At 28.0% G+C, this 15,349-nt stretch carries 17 protein-coding genes; all 17 read right to left on the bottom strand.

From position 1 onward, the window contains the following. Positions 1-2: 2 nt before the first annotated feature. Positions 3-473, bottom strand: a complete 471-nt coding sequence (locus AVBRAN_RS02800) for a hypothetical protein (protein ID WP_239803501.1) — start codon at positions 471-473, stop codon at positions 3-5. 61 nt (positions 474-534) lie between these two features. Further along, positions 535-1,431: a carbon-nitrogen hydrolase gene (locus AVBRAN_RS02795; protein WP_239803718.1), complete on the bottom strand. Its 897-nt coding sequence runs from the start codon at positions 1,429-1,431 to the stop codon at positions 535-537. Positions 1,432-1,515: 84 nt separating this feature from the next. Beyond that, positions 1,516-2,037: a serine O-acetyltransferase EpsC gene (epsC, locus tag AVBRAN_RS02790; RefSeq protein WP_214115729.1), complete on the bottom strand. Its 522-nt coding sequence runs from the start codon at positions 2,035-2,037 to the stop codon at positions 1,516-1,518. Further along, positions 2,030-2,938 carry a cysteine synthase A gene (cysK, locus tag AVBRAN_RS02785; protein WP_239803500.1) on the bottom strand — a complete coding sequence of 303 codons (909 nt, stop codon included), beginning with the start codon at positions 2,936-2,938 and terminating at the stop codon, positions 2,030-2,032. The genes epsC and cysK overlap by 8 nt, the downstream gene beginning before the upstream one ends. 78 nt (positions 2,939-3,016) lie before the next feature. Then, positions 3,017-3,952, bottom strand: a complete 936-nt coding sequence (locus AVBRAN_RS02780; protein WP_239803499.1) for an agmatine deiminase family protein — start codon at positions 3,950-3,952, stop codon at positions 3,017-3,019. Continuing rightward, positions 3,952-5,013 (bottom strand): putative sulfate exporter family transporter, encoded by a 1,062-nt coding sequence (locus tag AVBRAN_RS02775; protein ID WP_239803498.1) that lies wholly within the window; start codon positions 5,011-5,013, stop codon positions 3,952-3,954. Before AVBRAN_RS02775 ends, AVBRAN_RS02780 begins: the two co-directional genes overlap by 1 nt. Further along, a complete protein-coding gene (argS, locus tag AVBRAN_RS02770) occupies positions 5,010-6,602 on the bottom strand; it encodes an arginine--tRNA ligase (RefSeq protein WP_239803497.1) in 1,593 nt (530 codons plus the stop codon). Before argS ends, AVBRAN_RS02775 begins: the two co-directional genes overlap by 4 nt. Further along, positions 6,602-6,832, bottom strand: a complete 231-nt coding sequence (tatA, locus tag AVBRAN_RS02765; RefSeq protein ID WP_214115733.1) for a twin-arginine translocase TatA/TatE family subunit — start codon at positions 6,830-6,832, stop codon at positions 6,602-6,604. The genes argS and tatA overlap by 1 nt, the downstream gene beginning before the upstream one ends. 1 nt (position 6,833) lies before the next feature. Beyond that, on the bottom strand, positions 6,834-7,445 hold the full coding sequence (gene gmk / locus AVBRAN_RS02760; RefSeq protein ID WP_214115734.1) for a guanylate kinase: 612 nt from the start codon (positions 7,443-7,445) through the stop codon (positions 6,834-6,836). Between the two features lie 2 nt (positions 7,446-7,447). After that, a complete protein-coding gene (locus AVBRAN_RS02755; protein WP_239803496.1) occupies positions 7,448-9,268 on the bottom strand; it encodes a hypothetical protein in 1,821 nt (606 codons plus the stop codon). Positions 9,269-9,277: 9 nt separating this feature from the next. Beyond that, the gene (fliR, locus tag AVBRAN_RS02750; RefSeq protein WP_214115736.1) at positions 9,278-10,036 is read right to left on the bottom strand and encodes a flagellar biosynthetic protein FliR; all 759 of its coding nucleotides are present in this window, start codon (positions 10,034-10,036) and stop codon (positions 9,278-9,280) included. Beyond that, positions 10,027-10,731 (bottom strand): Sir2 family NAD-dependent protein deacetylase, encoded by a 705-nt coding sequence (locus AVBRAN_RS02745; protein ID WP_239803495.1) that lies wholly within the window; start codon positions 10,729-10,731, stop codon positions 10,027-10,029. The genes fliR and AVBRAN_RS02745 overlap by 10 nt, the downstream gene beginning before the upstream one ends. Continuing rightward, positions 10,724-11,344, bottom strand: coding sequence for an ABC transporter ATP-binding protein (locus AVBRAN_RS02740; RefSeq protein ID WP_239803494.1), 621 nt, complete (start codon positions 11,342-11,344; stop codon positions 10,724-10,726). Before AVBRAN_RS02740 ends, AVBRAN_RS02745 begins: the two co-directional genes overlap by 8 nt. Continuing rightward, complete coding sequence (gene tsf, locus AVBRAN_RS02735) at positions 11,344-12,408, bottom strand: translation elongation factor Ts (protein WP_239803493.1); 1,065 nt, start codon at positions 12,406-12,408, stop codon at positions 11,344-11,346. Before tsf ends, AVBRAN_RS02740 begins: the two co-directional genes overlap by 1 nt. Continuing rightward, positions 12,408-13,178, bottom strand: coding sequence for a 30S ribosomal protein S2 (rpsB, locus tag AVBRAN_RS02730; protein ID WP_214115740.1), 771 nt, complete (start codon positions 13,176-13,178; stop codon positions 12,408-12,410). The genes tsf and rpsB overlap by 1 nt, the downstream gene beginning before the upstream one ends. 120 nt (positions 13,179-13,298) lie before the next feature. Next, entirely contained in the window at positions 13,299-14,552 is a 1,254-nt protein-coding gene (locus AVBRAN_RS02725) for an ArsS family sensor histidine kinase (RefSeq protein WP_214115741.1), read from the bottom strand. Further along, positions 14,549-15,226, bottom strand: a complete 678-nt coding sequence (locus AVBRAN_RS02720) for a response regulator transcription factor (RefSeq protein WP_214115742.1) — start codon at positions 15,224-15,226, stop codon at positions 14,549-14,551. Before AVBRAN_RS02720 ends, AVBRAN_RS02725 begins: the two co-directional genes overlap by 4 nt. Between the last annotated feature and the right edge of the window lie 123 nt (positions 15,227-15,349).

Genomic DNA, 15,349 nt, shown 5'->3' with positions numbered 1-15,349 from the left:
TTTTACAAAATATCTTCAAACACTTCATCTATTATATATGCTTTAAATTCTTTATCATTATTTAAGCTTCCATTCCATTTATAAACAGCTAATATTTCTCTTAATAAGGCTATTATTTCTTTTTCACTTAATGTTTTATTATCTCTTATAGAAAGGATTTTATAAACTCTATTATAAACTACATTATCAATCTCTTGACTAATATCATAATCTAAAATTATCCTTATATGCTCGCCTTTATAATATAAAATCCACAAAGATTTATTAAGCTCTGCATGGTCTAGCTCAGGGTCATCAAAATACATACAATTCATAAACCAGCAGTCTAATTCTTCATCTATTACAATATCCCAATCATAAGGAAATTTATGACATTGTCTGCCATACCAACTATTAGTATGTTCTCCGTAGATATAAGAAAGTGAGTATTTTTTATCTAATCTATCATCAATAATTGCGTTTTTAAAAGCCATAAAATATCCTAGCAATTAGAAATTAGCTTGATGCTAATTCCTAATTAAATTCCAAAATAATTTATTCTTTTATAGCTCTTTTTGTTAGATTAGAATAATGTTCTATTCTTCTATCTCTTAAAAACGGCCACCAGCGTCTTATTTGTTCGCATTTTTTCATATCTATAGCAACTACTACTTCAAGCTCTTCGCTTTCATTGCTTCTAAATAGCTCTTTACCTTGTGCATCATATACAAAACTATTACCCCAAAAATCAATACCATTTTTAGTAGTTTCATTGTTATTTATAAAATGTTTTTTCTCATTTTGAGTAATGCTGCTTTCGCCACTAAGACTTACATCTTCAAAACCAACACGATTTACCCCCACAACAGGCAAACAATTAGCTATTGCATGTCCTCTTTGAACGCCTAGCCACGCATTTAATTGGTCTTGCATAGTTTCACTATCATCACTAACGCCGTTTTCATAAAGCCAACCAATAGCTGTAGGATATATTAAAATCTGCGCTCCATCTAAAGCCATAAGTCTTGCAGCTTCAGGATACCACTGATCCCAACATACTAAAACTCCTAATTTTCCTACACTTGTATCAATCGCACGAAAACCTAAATCACCTGGAGTAAAATAAAATTTCTCATAAAAATGCGGATCATCAGGTATGTGCATTTTACGATATTTTCCTGCAATGCTTCCATCACTCTCATAAACTATAGCGGTATTGTGATATAAACCTTCTAGGCGTTTTTCATATAAAGATGTAACTAATACGATATTATTATCTTTTGCTACTTCGCTCCAAAAAATCAAATCATTTTCATAATCACTAGCTAGGTCAAAATTATTAGTATTTTGCACTTGGCAAAAATAAGCACTTTGGTGTAATTCTTGTAAAATTACTAATTTTGCACCTTTTTTAGCAACATTTTTAATCTTTGCTTTTGTGATTTCTCTCATATTTTCGCTATATTTTTGTGATACTAAACCAATTTTTAACATATTTTTATCCTTATAAGTTTTCAAGATATTATCAAATTCTAGTTATTTTATATTCTTGATTATTTCCTTTCCTATAGTTCCTACCATTGTTGTATTTGGCGATACATTTTTTAAAATAGTAGCATTCGCACCGATTTTTGCATTTTTACCAATTGTGATATTGCCTAAGATAGTAGCGCCTGCTCCAATTATTACTCCATCTTCAATGGTAGGATGTCTTTTACCACTAACTTTACCTGTGCCGCCTAAAGTAACCCCGTGATAAATAGTAACATTATCTCCTATAATAGTCGTTTCTCCAATCACAACTCCCATTCCGTGGTCAATAAATAAGCCTTTGCCAATTATTGCTCCTGGATGTATTTCTATACCTGTTAAAAATCTTGAAAATTGAGATATAAATCTAGCTATAAAAAATAATTTTTTCTTATACATAAAATGCGCTAAACGATGAAACAACACAGAATGTACACCAGGATATAATAAAAAAACTTCTAATTTATTTCTTGCTGCTGGGTCGTTTTTTAAAATATTTTCTAAATCATATTTTAAATTATCAAACATCAAAAATCCCCATAGAAATATATTTTTCTCCGCCATCAGGAGCTATTGCTAAAATCTTTTTATCATTTGGTAAAGTTTTTGCCAACTCTAAGGCTGCAAATATACTAGCACCAGATGAAATTCCTAATAACAATCCTTCTTTACTAGCTAATAATCTTACCATATTAATTGCATCAGCTTCATCTACACAAACAATATCATCAACCACACTAGCATCATAAATAGCAGGAACAAATCCAGCCCCTATTCCTTGAATTTTATGCGCTCCTGCTGTATTTTTACTAAGCATTGGAGATTGCTCTGGCTCTACTGCTATTACTTTAATATCTTTAAAATGCTCTTTTAATCTCTTACCAGCACCACTAATAGTCCCACCTGTGCCTACTCCTGCTACAAAATAATCAAGAGTTTTAAATTCTTTTATGATTTCTTCTGCTGTTTTCGTATAATGCGCTTTTGTATTCGCTGGATTTTCAAATTGTTGTAAGATTATATATCTATTATCACTCTTTGCTAATTCTAAAGCTTTATTAATAGCACCTTTCATACCATCTTTTCCACTCGTAAGAATTAAATCAGCTCCGAAAGTTTTTATTAAATCTCGCCTTTCTTTACTCATAGTATCAGGCATTACTATACAAGCTTTATAGCCCATTAATCTAGCAATCAACGCTAAAGAAATACCTGTATTTCCACTAGTTGGCTCTAAAATGATTGAATTAGAATTTAATTTTCCTTGTAATTTAGCTTCTTCTATCATAGCTAAAGCAGCTCTATCTTTTACACTGCCACTTAAATTAAATTTCTCAAGTTTTACATAAACTTGAGCCATCTTATCATTTGTTAAAGCATTGAGTTTAACTACTGGTGTATTGCCTACTAAATCTAAAATATTTTTCATAATTACCCCTTGTTTTTAAAATAAAAATTTTATTATAAATTAAAAAATTAATTAAAAAGAGTAATTATGAAAATAAAATTATTCTTCAAATATATTCATACAAGAACAATGTAATGAACCATTTTGCCTTACGAAGACTAAGGCATTCACTAAAATAATTTTATGATTAGGTAAAGCTTTTTGTAATTTTTGTCTTACTAATTCATCATTTTTATCATCATAACAAGGCACTATTAAAGCATCATTTACAAACACAAAATTAGCATAAGTGCAGCCTAGTCTTTTGCCATTATAATGTTTTGGGCTAGGAATTGGTAGTGGGATTAGATTATATTTAGTTTTTTTAAGCTCATCTTCTAAGGCTTTTAAACTAGCGTAATTTTCATCATTTTCATCTTCGCAAGAACTATAAGCGATAGTATTTTCATCAATAAATCTAGCTAAAGTATCCACATGAGAATCCGTATCATCACCTATAATTACACCATTTTCAAGCCATAAAACTTCTTGAACTTTTAAATATTTTTTAAGTGTATTTTCTATTTCTTCTTTGCTTTGTTGATTTCTATTATCGTTTAATAAACATTCAGTAGTTGTCAATAATACCTTGCCATTAGTATCAATGCTACCACCTTCTAAAATAAAATCAATTTTATTTAGGTCTTTTTTAAGATAATTTTTAAACAAATTTTCATTAAAAGCATTGTCTAAATTAGAACTAAATTTATTCCCCCAAGCATTAAAAACAAAATCCAAATTATTATCAATTGGACCAAAATCTCTAATCCAAGTATCATTAGTATTAAAACAATAAAACTCTATATTATTTAACTTTTTAAACTCATCAAGATTTGCACTTTCGTGATGAACTAAAAGCACCTTACAATGATTTGTAATAGCTTTTGCAAATTCTAAATAAGAATTTAAAATCTCATTTAAATAAGGCGACCAATCACTATCTTTATGAGGTAATGCTAATAATATATATTCACATTTTTGCCATTCTGCTCTCATTAACAAAACACCTTTATATAAGCATAAGCTGCAACCACTAACCATACGCATAAAATTGCTGCCATAATAAATGGCTTAAGACCAGCTTTGCTTAACATATCCTTTCTAATATTTACTCCAAGTGCCACCATTGCTAAACTTAATAAAAATGTATCAAAAATAGCAATATTAGGCTTTATAACATTTAAAGCATATTCTGTATTTAAAATAGGCAAACTTGATATGCCACAAGCTAGTAAAAATCCTAAAGCAAACCAAGGAATTTGATTTAAGAAATTGCCTTTTTTTTCTTCTTTTTTAAATCCAAAACTAAGCATTAATAAAAATGGAACAAGCATTAAAACTCTTACCATTTTTATAACTATACTTGAATTTGCCCCATCAACTCCTATACTAGAACCCGCTCCTACAACATGTGCAACTTCGTGTAAAGTCCCGCCTACTAAAAAGCCAAATAATCTACCATCTAAATCAAATAGATTTTGAACCAATGGATAAACAAACATTCCAATACAACCATACACAACTACGGTGCAAACTGCTATACCAACTCTTGCCGAACCACCTTTTAGCACACTCTCACTAGCTAAAACAGCAGCAGCTCCACAAATACTAGAACCACTAGCAATTAATGCTGATTGTAAAAAGTCTATTTTTAATAATTTTCCTATTAATAAGCCAATAAAAAATGTAGAAAAAACTATAAAAAAAGCAAGTCCAACTCCACTTAAACCAATGCTTTCAATATCACTTAAAGAAATTCTAAAACCATAAAGAATAATCCCTAGTCTTAAAATCTGCTTAGTGCATACTCCTAAAGCACCTGTTTTTTTTAATAAGCTTACATTATGATGTGCGAAATTTCCAATAACAGCTCCCAAAATTACGGCAATTATTAAAGCTGATATTCCAAAGTTCTTAAAAAAGCTTAATTCACCAATAGCATAAGAACAAAATGCTAAAACTACTAATACTACATAACTTTCTATTTTTTTACTTTTATAAATTTTATTTACCCCCAAAGCTACTTGCTCTGGGGATTTGTTGTGTTTTTTACTCACTCTTTTTCCATTCTACTTACTGCATTTATACCAATTAAGCTAAAACCTGTTTTTATACATAAAGCAACTTGAGCAAATATTTTTAAATATTGCTCTTCGTTTTCATGTCCAACAACTCTAGTTTCATTATAAATTTTATGAAATGAACTTGCGATTTGTTTTAAATAATCGCATAATTTAGAAAGAGTTCTACTATTAAAAGCGTCTTCTAAAACATCATTTAAAGCTAAAGCATCAAATAATAAATTAAGTGCATTTTCATCTTTAAAATTACTTAAACTAACATTAATTACATCATTAAAGTTTTTATTAGCTTTTGCAAATATTTGATGAATTCTTGCGTGTGCGTAGTTTATATAAAAAATAGGATTTGAATTATCTTGCTTTTTAAACTCATCTACATCAAACTCAAGCGGACTATCACAACGCTTACTTATAAAAATATATCTTAAAGCATCTACGCCAATATCATCTAAAACATCACTAAATAAAATTACATTACCTTTTCTTTTACTCATTTTATAAGGTTGTCCGTTTTTTAGCAAATTAACCATTTGAGCTAGGATTACTTCAAGATTATTAGCATCGTGCCCTAAAGCACTCATAGCAGCTTTTACACGAGCAATGTAGCCATGATGATCAGCTCCCCATATATTAATAACTTTATCATATCCCCTACTTAATTTATCATCGTGATAAACAATATCAGCTGCTAAGTAAGTCCCCCTACCATCTTCACGCACTATAACTCTATCTAAATCATCTCCATATTTTGTAGATGCTAAATATAATTTATCATCTTTTAAATATGTTGCTTCGGCTTTTTTTAATTTTTCTAAAGTTTCTTCAAGCTTTGGATAATAAGCAGTTTCGCTTACATAATTATCAATCTCAATTCTAGCATTTGCTAAAGTTTGCTTGATTTCTTTTAAGACTTCATCTTTAGCTAAACTTGCTATTTTGGTTTTGTTATTTATAAAATCATCTTTGAATTTATCATAAAAAATCCTAGCAAGTTCTTGCATATACTCGCCACCATAAAAACTTTCAGGATATTCAACATTTTCTTTTAAAACAAAATCTCTTATAGCTAAAATAACGCTTTCGCCTAATAAATCTATTTGATTACCTGCATCATTTACATAATATTCTGTATCAAATGTATAGCCTAAATGTTTTGCAATTTTATTTAAACTATCTCCATAAATAGCACCCCTTGCGTGCCCTATGTGAAGTGGTCCTGTAGGATTTGCACTTACATATTCAAGCAAGATTTTATAATTTTTTTTAGGACTTTTTGCAAAATCTTCTGGGTTATTTAAAGCATTTTTACATAATTTATCTAAAAAATCATTTGATAATTTGAAATTGACATAAGCATTCACTGCTTCAACACTGCTAAAAATCTCACAATTTTTCAATTTTTCTGCAAAATCTGCTGCAATTTTATTTGGGGCTAATTTAAGCTCTTTTGCAAAGCTAAAGCAAGGCATTGCAAAATGAGCTAAATTTCTATCTTTTGGACTTTCTAAACTAAATTCGCATTCTAATACTTTTGATAAATACTCTTTAATACTTTCCTTTAGCATTAGGCTTTTTGCTCGCTTTTTACTTCATTAGCTTCAGTTTTTTTAGTATTATCAGCTAATTCATCAATTTCATTCACAGGCTTTGCAGTAGTATCATCTGCCATTTCTTTTTTAAATGTTTTAATACCTTTTCCTAAGCCTTTTGCAAGTTCTGGTAATTTTTTACCACCAAATAATAAAATGATTACTAATAAAACAATAATCCAGTGCCATCCACTACCTATTCCCATATTATTCTCCTTTTTTCCATTCTGAAATAAATTTTTTAATGTCTTTATTTAACACTTTTAAGTTTGCTGCTTGGTAAAGTAATTTAAGCTCTTTATAAGCTTTTTCCAAATCATCATTTATAATAAAAAAATCATATCTTCCAATAGCTTGAACTTCAGCAGTTGCATTATGAAGTCTTTTAGCAATTACATCAGGATTTTCTGTGCCACGAGAAACAAGGCGTTCTTTTAATACTTTTTCATTCTCAGGACTTATAAAAACTGATAAAAAATCTTTACCTAATTTATCTTTTACTATTCTAAAGCCTTGAACATCTATATCTAAAATAACATTCTTACCATTTTCTAAAGCGTCATAAATTGGTTTTAATGGCGTTCCATAATAATTCCCATGAACATTAGCATATTCTAAAAATTCATCATTTTTAATTCCTAATTCAAATTCTTCGTGGGTCAAATAATAATAATTTACACCCTCTTTTTCTCCTGCTCTAGGAGCTCTAGTGGTTGCTGATATTGAAAAATAAAAATCATTATAATCTTGTGCTAAACGCTCTAATAGTGTGCTTTTGCCCGCACCACTTGGGCCTGATATTAATAAAATTCCTGCCATAATTAATCTTTAAAACTTATATTAATTGATATATTTATATCTTTTATACGATTTTTCGTGCCTTTTGTGCTATTGATAATAGCTTGATTTACTGCTTTTGTAACATTTTCGCTAACTTCACTAATGTCATCATCAACATTTGCTTCTATGCTATTAGTAAAATCATTATTTTTTTCTTTTATATCTTCATTATTGTCTAATAATTCTACAACTTCCTCCCCTAACGCTTTTTTAATTTCAATTTCATTTAAATCATCAAAATCACTCACTTTTTCATCTCCTACAATTTCTTGAATATCTTCAATATCATCTTTAATATCATCAAAAGCAGCTAAAGAACCTAATTCATTATCTTGAATATCTTCTAAATGATTATTAACATTCAAATCTTCTTTCATATCTTCAAATTCTTCTTCTAAACCACTATCAATAAAATCATCTTTCATATCTTCAGCTACATCTAAATCACCCGTAACAACATCAAAATCATTTGTTATTTCTGTATTTAAATCATCTTCTAAATCTTTAAAATTATCATCTTCATAACTATTATTTATATCTTCTTCTAAACCATTTGAACTTGTAAAATCAATATCATCTTGCAATAAATCTTGATAATCTCTACTTAATTCTTCAAAACTTTCAGGTAATGAAAATTCATCAATATTATTCAAATCATCTAAATTTAAATCATTATTTAAATTCTCTTCTAAATCATCTATGTCTTTCGTAGTTTTTAAATCTTCTTCTAAAACAATAGCATTACTTAATTCATCTAAATTCTCAATATCACTTAAAGTATCCAAATCTTGCGATAATTCATCATTATTTAAATTCTCATCTTCGTTAAAATCAGATAATTTCGTATCTAATTCATCATCTAAAGAATTTAAATCATCAAGAGTATTTAAATTCTCATCTAACTCATCATTAGTATCATCTAAATCTTGTGGTAACTCATCATCTAAAGAAGTTAAATCATTAGAACTATCAAAATCTTGTGATAATTCATCATTATTTAAATTCTCATCTTCATTAAAATCAGATAATTTCGTATCTAATTCATCATCTAAAGAATTTAAATCATCAAGAGCGCTTAAATTCTCATCTAATTCATTATTAATATCATCTAAACCTTGAGATGCTTCATCATTATTTAAATTATCAAGTTCTTCAATATTATCCAATTCTTCACTAAATTTATTATCAACATCATCTAAATTCTCTAAATCTTGCAATAATTCATCATCTAAAGAAGTTAAATCATTAGAACTATCTAAATCTTGTAATAATTCATCGTTATTTAAATTATCAAGTTCTTCAATATTATCTATGTTAAAATCATCTATAGAATTTAATTCATCAGTATTATCTAAATCAAGCTTAGTTTCCAAACCTAAACTATTACCAAAATCATTCAAGTCTAAACTATCTAAATCAGTGATATTATCTATTTTAAATTCTTCCAAATCAATATCATCACTTAATAAATCAATATTATCTAAATCGCTAGTATTAAAATCTTCTTTTAATTCGTCTTTAAAACTATTTATCAAATCTATAAAATCAGTAGGTAAAAATGGTTTATGAATAACTATTGCATCATTACTTGTTTCATTTTTTGCTAATATAAGAATTAGTTTTTTAGACATTTGTTGACATAATTTAATATCAACTTCACACTCATTATCAGCTATAATAATATCACAAGGTTCAAGCTCTTCTAAATTATTTATTTCTTTATAAGTAATATTTAATTTTTGCAAACTAAGGCTTATTAATCTTGAAATTGCTGGATTTTTATTAATTAATATTGCATTCATTATACCTTCCTAACTTACAAATAGTTCAAGTTGTAAAAACACTTTTAAAACCAATTCTTTAAAATAAAACAAGATTGTAGCTAAAATTGTCATCAAAACAATAAATGCTATCGTTATTTTTATAGGATAGCCTACCACTAAAAGGTTAAATTGTGGCATTGTTTTCATAAGCAAACCAAATACAAAATCACTAAGCATTGATATAGCAATTATTGGAAACGCAAGGCTAAGACCAATTAAATATATGTCTTTAGTCTCATTCATTATCTGTCTAAACCAACCATCATGCAAAGCAAAATCACCTAAAGCAATACCATTTAAACTCTTTGCCCAAAATAACAAAACCAAATGATGTCCATCATAAGCTAAAAACAAAAGCAATGCAATAAGAGAGATAAAATGACCGATGATAGGAGTATTTGCACCAGTATTTGGGTCAAGCACGCTAGCCATAGAAAAACCCATAATAAAACTAATATGTTCTCCACTCATTTGTAAAATCGTAAAAGTAAGCTGCAAACAAAGACCTGCAACAAGTCCTAACAAAAGCTCAGTTATAAGGGCAATAACTAAATAATTTGGCGTTATATTAGTATGAGCTAATGGATAGAAAAAAAAAGTCATAATAATAACAAAACTAGACTTAATAACCACAGGAATTTGTAAATGCGAATAAAATGGAAAAAACAAGCAAAGTCCACTCATTCTAGCAAGTAATAGCATAAACAAAACTATGTTTTGCTCACTAAATAATCTTACTAGTTCCATTCTTGAATAATTTGCTCTAATTCATCTATACATTCATCACAAGATTTATAAATAATATGAGAAAATAAAGCTTCATTTATATATTTATTTTTTTCTAAATTAATTAATATATTTTTAGATTTTGCAAACCTTAATAAATAATTTATATTAATAACTGCACCACTTGTTCCTATGATAACCACCAAATCATCTTCATTAAGATTGTAAAATGTTGAATATAAATCAGTATAAAATGGCGCTTGTTCTCCAAAAAATACCACACTAGGTTTAATTAATTTACTTTGGCATTTTTTACAATTTTCAAATTTAAATTCCAAATCATCATTTAAATTAAGCTTAGTAATGTCATTACAATTAGTGCAGTGTAATTCTAATAATTTTCCGTGCAAGTGAATTACATTTTCACACCCTGCACGCTCTAATAAATCATCAACATTTTGAGTAAAATTAATAACTTCAAAACGCTTTGATATTTCAGCAATCTTCTCGTGCATTTTATTAGGTTTAACTTTTCTTAATTCAAGTCTTCTTTTATTATAAAACTCATGAACTAAATTAAAATTTTTAATCCAAGTTTGATAATTACAAACCACATCTAAATCATATTGCTCCCACAAACCATCATTATCTCTAAATGTGCTTAAGCCAGATGGAGCACTAAGACCAGCACCACTTAAAAAAACTAACTTACCCATTATTTATCCTTAAAATATCATCACACATTAAAGCTAAATTTTCATCGTGAGTAATTAAAAATAAGGCTGAATTATTTAATTTAACATAATCAATTAATAACTTCATAGCTATTTTTGCATTTACTGGGTCAAGATTTCCAGTTGGCTCATCAGCAAAAATAATTTTAGGTTTTTTGCAAAGAACTCTAGCAATACTTACTCTTTGTTGCTCTCCGCCACTTAATTCATTAGCTTTTTTATTTAGAATTTCTTTAATACCTAAAAAATTAATTATCTCATCATCTATTTTATTATTTGATAAAACACTTGCTAATTCAATATTTTCATAAGCTGAAAATCCTTTAAAAAGATAATGCTGCTGAAAAATAATTCCAAAATCATTTCTTCTTATTAATAATCTTTCATCTTCGCTAAGTTTATAAATATTCTTATCTTTATAAAAGACTTCCCCGCTATCAGGTGCTAAAAGTGTTGATAAAATATGCAATAATGTAGATTTTCCGCAACCACTTTTGCCTAAGACGGCTAAAGTTTGTTGCGGATTTAAAGTTAAATTTAAATTGTTAAATAAAACGGCATCGTATTTTTTACCAATACCGCTTGCTTTTAACATTAATTACCCATTTGAGCTGCAACTTCTGCTGCGAAATCTTCGTTTTTCTTTTCTAAGCCTTCGCCAACTTCATATTTTACGAAGCTTTCAATTACTAATTCATCTTTTAATTCAACTGATTTATCAGCAATAACTTGCTCTACTGTTTTTTTATCATCCATTACATAAAATTGTCCCATTAATGTAAGGCGAGAATCTAAAATTGAGTTATCAGCTATAAATCTTGCCATTTGACCAGGAACAATTTTATCCCAAATTTGCTCTGGTTTATTTTGAGCTTTTAATTCAGCTTTTATATCTTCTTCAGCTTTCTTTAAAACTGCATCAGTAATTTGTAATCTACTTGCAAATTGTGGAATTTTATGAAGTGGCTTTTTAAGGCGAACTAATTCTTCATTTTCTTTTTCAAGTTCAGCACATAAAGCTCTATATTCAGCTTCTACAAATTCCTTATCTAAATCTTTATAACTTAAAACACTTGGTTTCATAGCTGCAATATGCATACAAAGTTGTTTTAAAAATTCTTCAACTTTTGCTTTATTAGCAGCATTATTAAATTTAGCCTTAACGATAACACCTACACGACCATTTGTGTGTAAATAACCACTTAAAGCTTCATTATCATTTGCTTTTAAAGTAGCAAATCTTCTTACAACTAAATTTTCTCCAATAGTTGCGATTTGATTTTTTAGATAATCTTCAAATTTAGCCCCATCAATATTGCTATTTAATAAACTTTCAACATCGCAAACTCCACTAACTTGAACTTGTTCAACTGTTTTATTTACTAAATCTATAAATTTATCATTTTTAGCAACGAAGTCAGTTTCTGAATTGATTTCTACTAAACTTGCTAAATTATTTGAAAGTTTAACACCAATTAAACCTTCAGCTGCTAGCCTATCAGCTTTTTTAGCAGCTTTACTTAAGCCTTTTTCTCTTAAGTATTCAACCGCTTTTTGCATATCTCCATCACACTCTTTAAGTGCGTTTTTACAATCCATCATTCCAGCACCTGTGCTTTCGCGCAGGTCTTTTACCATAGCTGCTGTAATTTCTGCCATTACATTTCCCCTTCCATCATAGCTTCTTCTAATACTTCTTGTTTTTCATCTTCACTAACTTCTGCTCTTTCAACTACTTCACCATCTTGTTCTCTTAAAGCTTTACCTTCTAATATAGCTTCGCACATTTCTTGGCAGAATAATTGAACTGAACGAATAGCATCATCATTACCTGGGATAGGAAAATCTACAACATCAGGATCGCAGTTTGTATCAATTGGAGCTACTACTGGGATTTTTAATCTATTTGCTTCTGCAACTGCAATTTTTTCTTTTACTGTATCAATTACAAAAATCATATCAGGGCGAGTTTTAAGGTCTCTAATACCGCCTAAATAATCTAATAATTTTTCTTTTTTACGATTTAGCATTAATGCTTCTTTTTTAGTTAATAAATTAATGCTTCCATCTTCTTGCATACTTTCAATAACTTCAAGTTTTCTAATTGATTGGCGAATAGTTTCAAAGTTTGTCATCATACCGCCTAACCATCTGTGATTTACATATGGCATTCCACATTTAATTGCATATTCTTTAATAGCATCTGTTGCTTGCTTTTTAGTTCCAACAAATAAAATTGTTTTACCTTCTGCTGCTGCATCACGAACGATATTGTATGTATATCTAAAATATCTAATTGTTTTTTGTAAATCAATTACATAAATACCTTTTCTCTCACCAAAAATGAACTTTTTCATTTTAGGATTCCAGCGTCTTGTTTGATGCCCAAAATGCACACCACATTCTAATAAATCTCTCATTGTAACCATAGGTTTCTCCTTAAAAAATTGTTTTTACCTCCACACCCAAATACAACTAGCGTTGCAACAAATAAGGATTGGTGTGTGTGAAATAAGCGGGTATTTTAGCTTTTTTAAAGTTAATAAAAGTTATTTTTCTTGAGTTTTTTCTTCTTTGATTATATTATCAAGATTAGTAATAGCAAAAATATTATAACCATTATCATAGTTATAATTTAATTTCAATTTATGAGCTTCTAAAATCGTATTTACAACATAAAGCCCCAAGCCAAAAGAATTTGAACTCTTATTACCACCTTGAGTAAAAGGCTCTAAATAATACTCAATATTTTTATCTAATTTTTTACCTTTGTTATAAAACTTTATACTTTCATGGCAAATTATAACTCTTACAGCATTATCATCTGAATATTTAATAGCGTTATCTAATAAATTTTTAATTGCAGTTGTAAATAATTTAAAATCAACATAAACTACAAAAGTATTATCACTTATAATATTAATTTTTTCATTTTCTAAAAGCAACATTTCTTTTGCTTCATTAAAAATGTGAGTAATTGAAATTTTCTTTGGATTTTTTGCAACTCCACTTGTGATTTGCTCTACTGCGGCCAATTCATCTATTAAAATAACCATTCTATCAAATACATTTATAAGTCTTTGCTTAAATTTCGTATCTTCTAGCATTTCAGCTGTAATTCTACCTTTTGTAATTGGAGTTTTAAGCTCGTGCATTATATTTCTTAAAAAAAATTGTCTTGAAGTATTTAAATCTTTAATTTTTTTAATAGCTTGATAAAAAGCATCTGAAACTTGAGAAATCTCATCATTACCCTTGCTTATATTTTCTATATTATCTAAGTCATTGCTAGCAAATTTTGTAATTTGTCTTTTAAGTCTTCTAATAGGTCTTAATTTACCTATAACAAATATATAACTAATTAATAAAACCAAAATAACTATACATAATATTATTTGAATACTCATATATCTATAAGAATTAAAATTCGTATCTTCATATAAGAAATCTTTATCATTTGCTATTATATATAAATAATTCTTGCCATTACTTGTAAGAATTTTACTTGCTCCTAAATTATTACTATCTTCAGCCAATGTTATAGCATCAAATAAAATTAATTTTTTACTATCTTGGTCTATTAATTTAAGTTTAAATTGATTTTGTTTGTAATTAAATTCATCTTCAGTAATTGCATTATTTAATTCTTGGAGTTTTAAATTCGCTAAGTAAGAATATCTAGCGTTTAGTTCGTTTGAATAATTATCCTTATCATAATTAATCAACCAAATAAACGCCATTCCTATAGTTGAAGTAGCTAATATAAAAATAAAAGTAATTACATAAAAAATACTAGATTTCATTGTGTTAGCTTATAACCAATTCCCCTAATTGCGTGAATATGAGTTGGAGTTTTGCTATCATCACTAATTTTTTGTCTTATTCTAGAAATAATTACATCTATACTTTTATTAGAACTTTCTTCATTAATTGAAGAACAATTGTAAATTAATTCTTCGCGGCTAACTACACCACCTTCTTTTTTAATTAAATAACTTAAAATATCAAATTCTGCATTTGTTAAAACTAATTCTTTGCCCCTAAAATAAATAGCGTGTTTAAATTCATCATATTCTAAAGTCTTGTTGCTATGCTCGTTTGCACTTATTTGAATTTGTTCAAATCTTCTTAAATGCGATGTAATTCTAGCTTTTAATTCTTTTGGATCATACGGTTTTGGTAAATAATCATCAGCGCCTAATTCTAAAGCTTCTACCTTATCATTTATATCGTGTCTTGCAGATGATACTATAATTGGACTAGTATATTTTTTTCTAATTTCTTTACATACTTCAAGTCCGTCCATTCCAGGCAATGTTAAATCTAATATAATCAAATCATATGTAGTAAGATTTAATTTTGACAATCCAATATATGGTTCATCAGCAATATCAACTTTCATATCATATTGCTCTAAATATTCTTTTAAAATTTCTGCTAATTCTAAATCATCTTCAATCATTAATATTCTAGTCATTTTAACTCCTTTAAATAATTACTAATACAGATAAAACCTTATCAAAATCTATAATTTATATTATAAACCAAATAGCTTACAAAGATTATTTTAATTCATTAAAATTAAAACTATTTATCAAAT

Origin of the sequence: Campylobacter sp. RM12651, assembly GCF_022369475.1 — a bacterium.
Taxonomy (GTDB): domain Bacteria; phylum Campylobacterota; class Campylobacteria; order Campylobacterales; family Campylobacteraceae; genus Campylobacter_E.
This window is presented reverse-complemented; position numbering and strand designations above follow the sequence as displayed.

What these genes read in the sequence shown, in the direction of transcription:
- AVBRAN_RS02725 (WP_214115741.1), bottom strand. Translation starts at nt 14,552, where the DNA reads ATGAAATCTAGTATTTTTTATGTAATTACTTTTATTTTTATATTAGCT.
- AVBRAN_RS02745 (WP_239803495.1), bottom strand. Translation starts at nt 10,731, where the DNA reads ATGGGTAAGTTAGTTTTTTTAAGTGGTGCTGGTCTTAGTGCTCCATCT.
- tsf (WP_239803493.1), bottom strand. Translation starts at nt 12,408, where the DNA reads ATGGCAGAAATTACAGCAGCTATGGTAAAAGACCTGCGCGAAAGCACA.
- AVBRAN_RS02755 (WP_239803496.1), bottom strand. Translation starts at nt 9,268, where the DNA reads ATGAATGCAATATTAATTAATAAAAATCCAGCAATTTCAAGATTAATA.
- epsC (WP_214115729.1), bottom strand. Translation starts at nt 2,037, where the DNA reads ATGTTTGATAATTTAAAATATGATTTAGAAAATATTTTAAAAAACGAC.
- AVBRAN_RS02800 (WP_239803501.1), bottom strand. Translation starts at nt 473, where the DNA reads ATGGCTTTTAAAAACGCAATTATTGATGATAGATTAGATAAAAAATAC.
- AVBRAN_RS02720 (WP_214115742.1), bottom strand. Translation starts at nt 15,226, where the DNA reads ATGACTAGAATATTAATGATTGAAGATGATTTAGAATTAGCAGAAATT.
- argS (WP_239803497.1), bottom strand. Translation starts at nt 6,602, where the DNA reads ATGCTAAAGGAAAGTATTAAAGAGTATTTATCAAAAGTATTAGAATGC.
- rpsB (WP_214115740.1), bottom strand. Translation starts at nt 13,178, where the DNA reads ATGGTTACAATGAGAGATTTATTAGAATGTGGTGTGCATTTTGGGCAT.
- AVBRAN_RS02740 (WP_239803494.1), bottom strand. Translation starts at nt 11,344, where the DNA reads ATGTTAAAAGCAAGCGGTATTGGTAAAAAATACGATGCCGTTTTATTT.
- gmk (WP_214115734.1), bottom strand. Translation starts at nt 7,445, where the DNA reads ATGGCAGGAATTTTATTAATATCAGGCCCAAGTGGTGCGGGCAAAAGC.
- tatA (WP_214115733.1), bottom strand. Translation starts at nt 6,832, where the DNA reads ATGGGAATAGGTAGTGGATGGCACTGGATTATTGTTTTATTAGTAATC.
- fliR (WP_214115736.1), bottom strand. Translation starts at nt 10,036, where the DNA reads ATGGAACTAGTAAGATTATTTAGTGAGCAAAACATAGTTTTGTTTATG.
- cysK (WP_239803500.1), bottom strand. Translation starts at nt 2,938, where the DNA reads ATGAAAAATATTTTAGATTTAGTAGGCAATACACCAGTAGTTAAACTC.
- AVBRAN_RS02795 (WP_239803718.1), bottom strand. Translation starts at nt 1,431, where the DNA reads ATGAGAGAAATCACAAAAGCAAAGATTAAAAATGTTGCTAAAAAAGGT.
- AVBRAN_RS02780 (WP_239803499.1), bottom strand. Translation starts at nt 3,952, where the DNA reads ATGAGAGCAGAATGGCAAAAATGTGAATATATATTATTAGCATTACCT.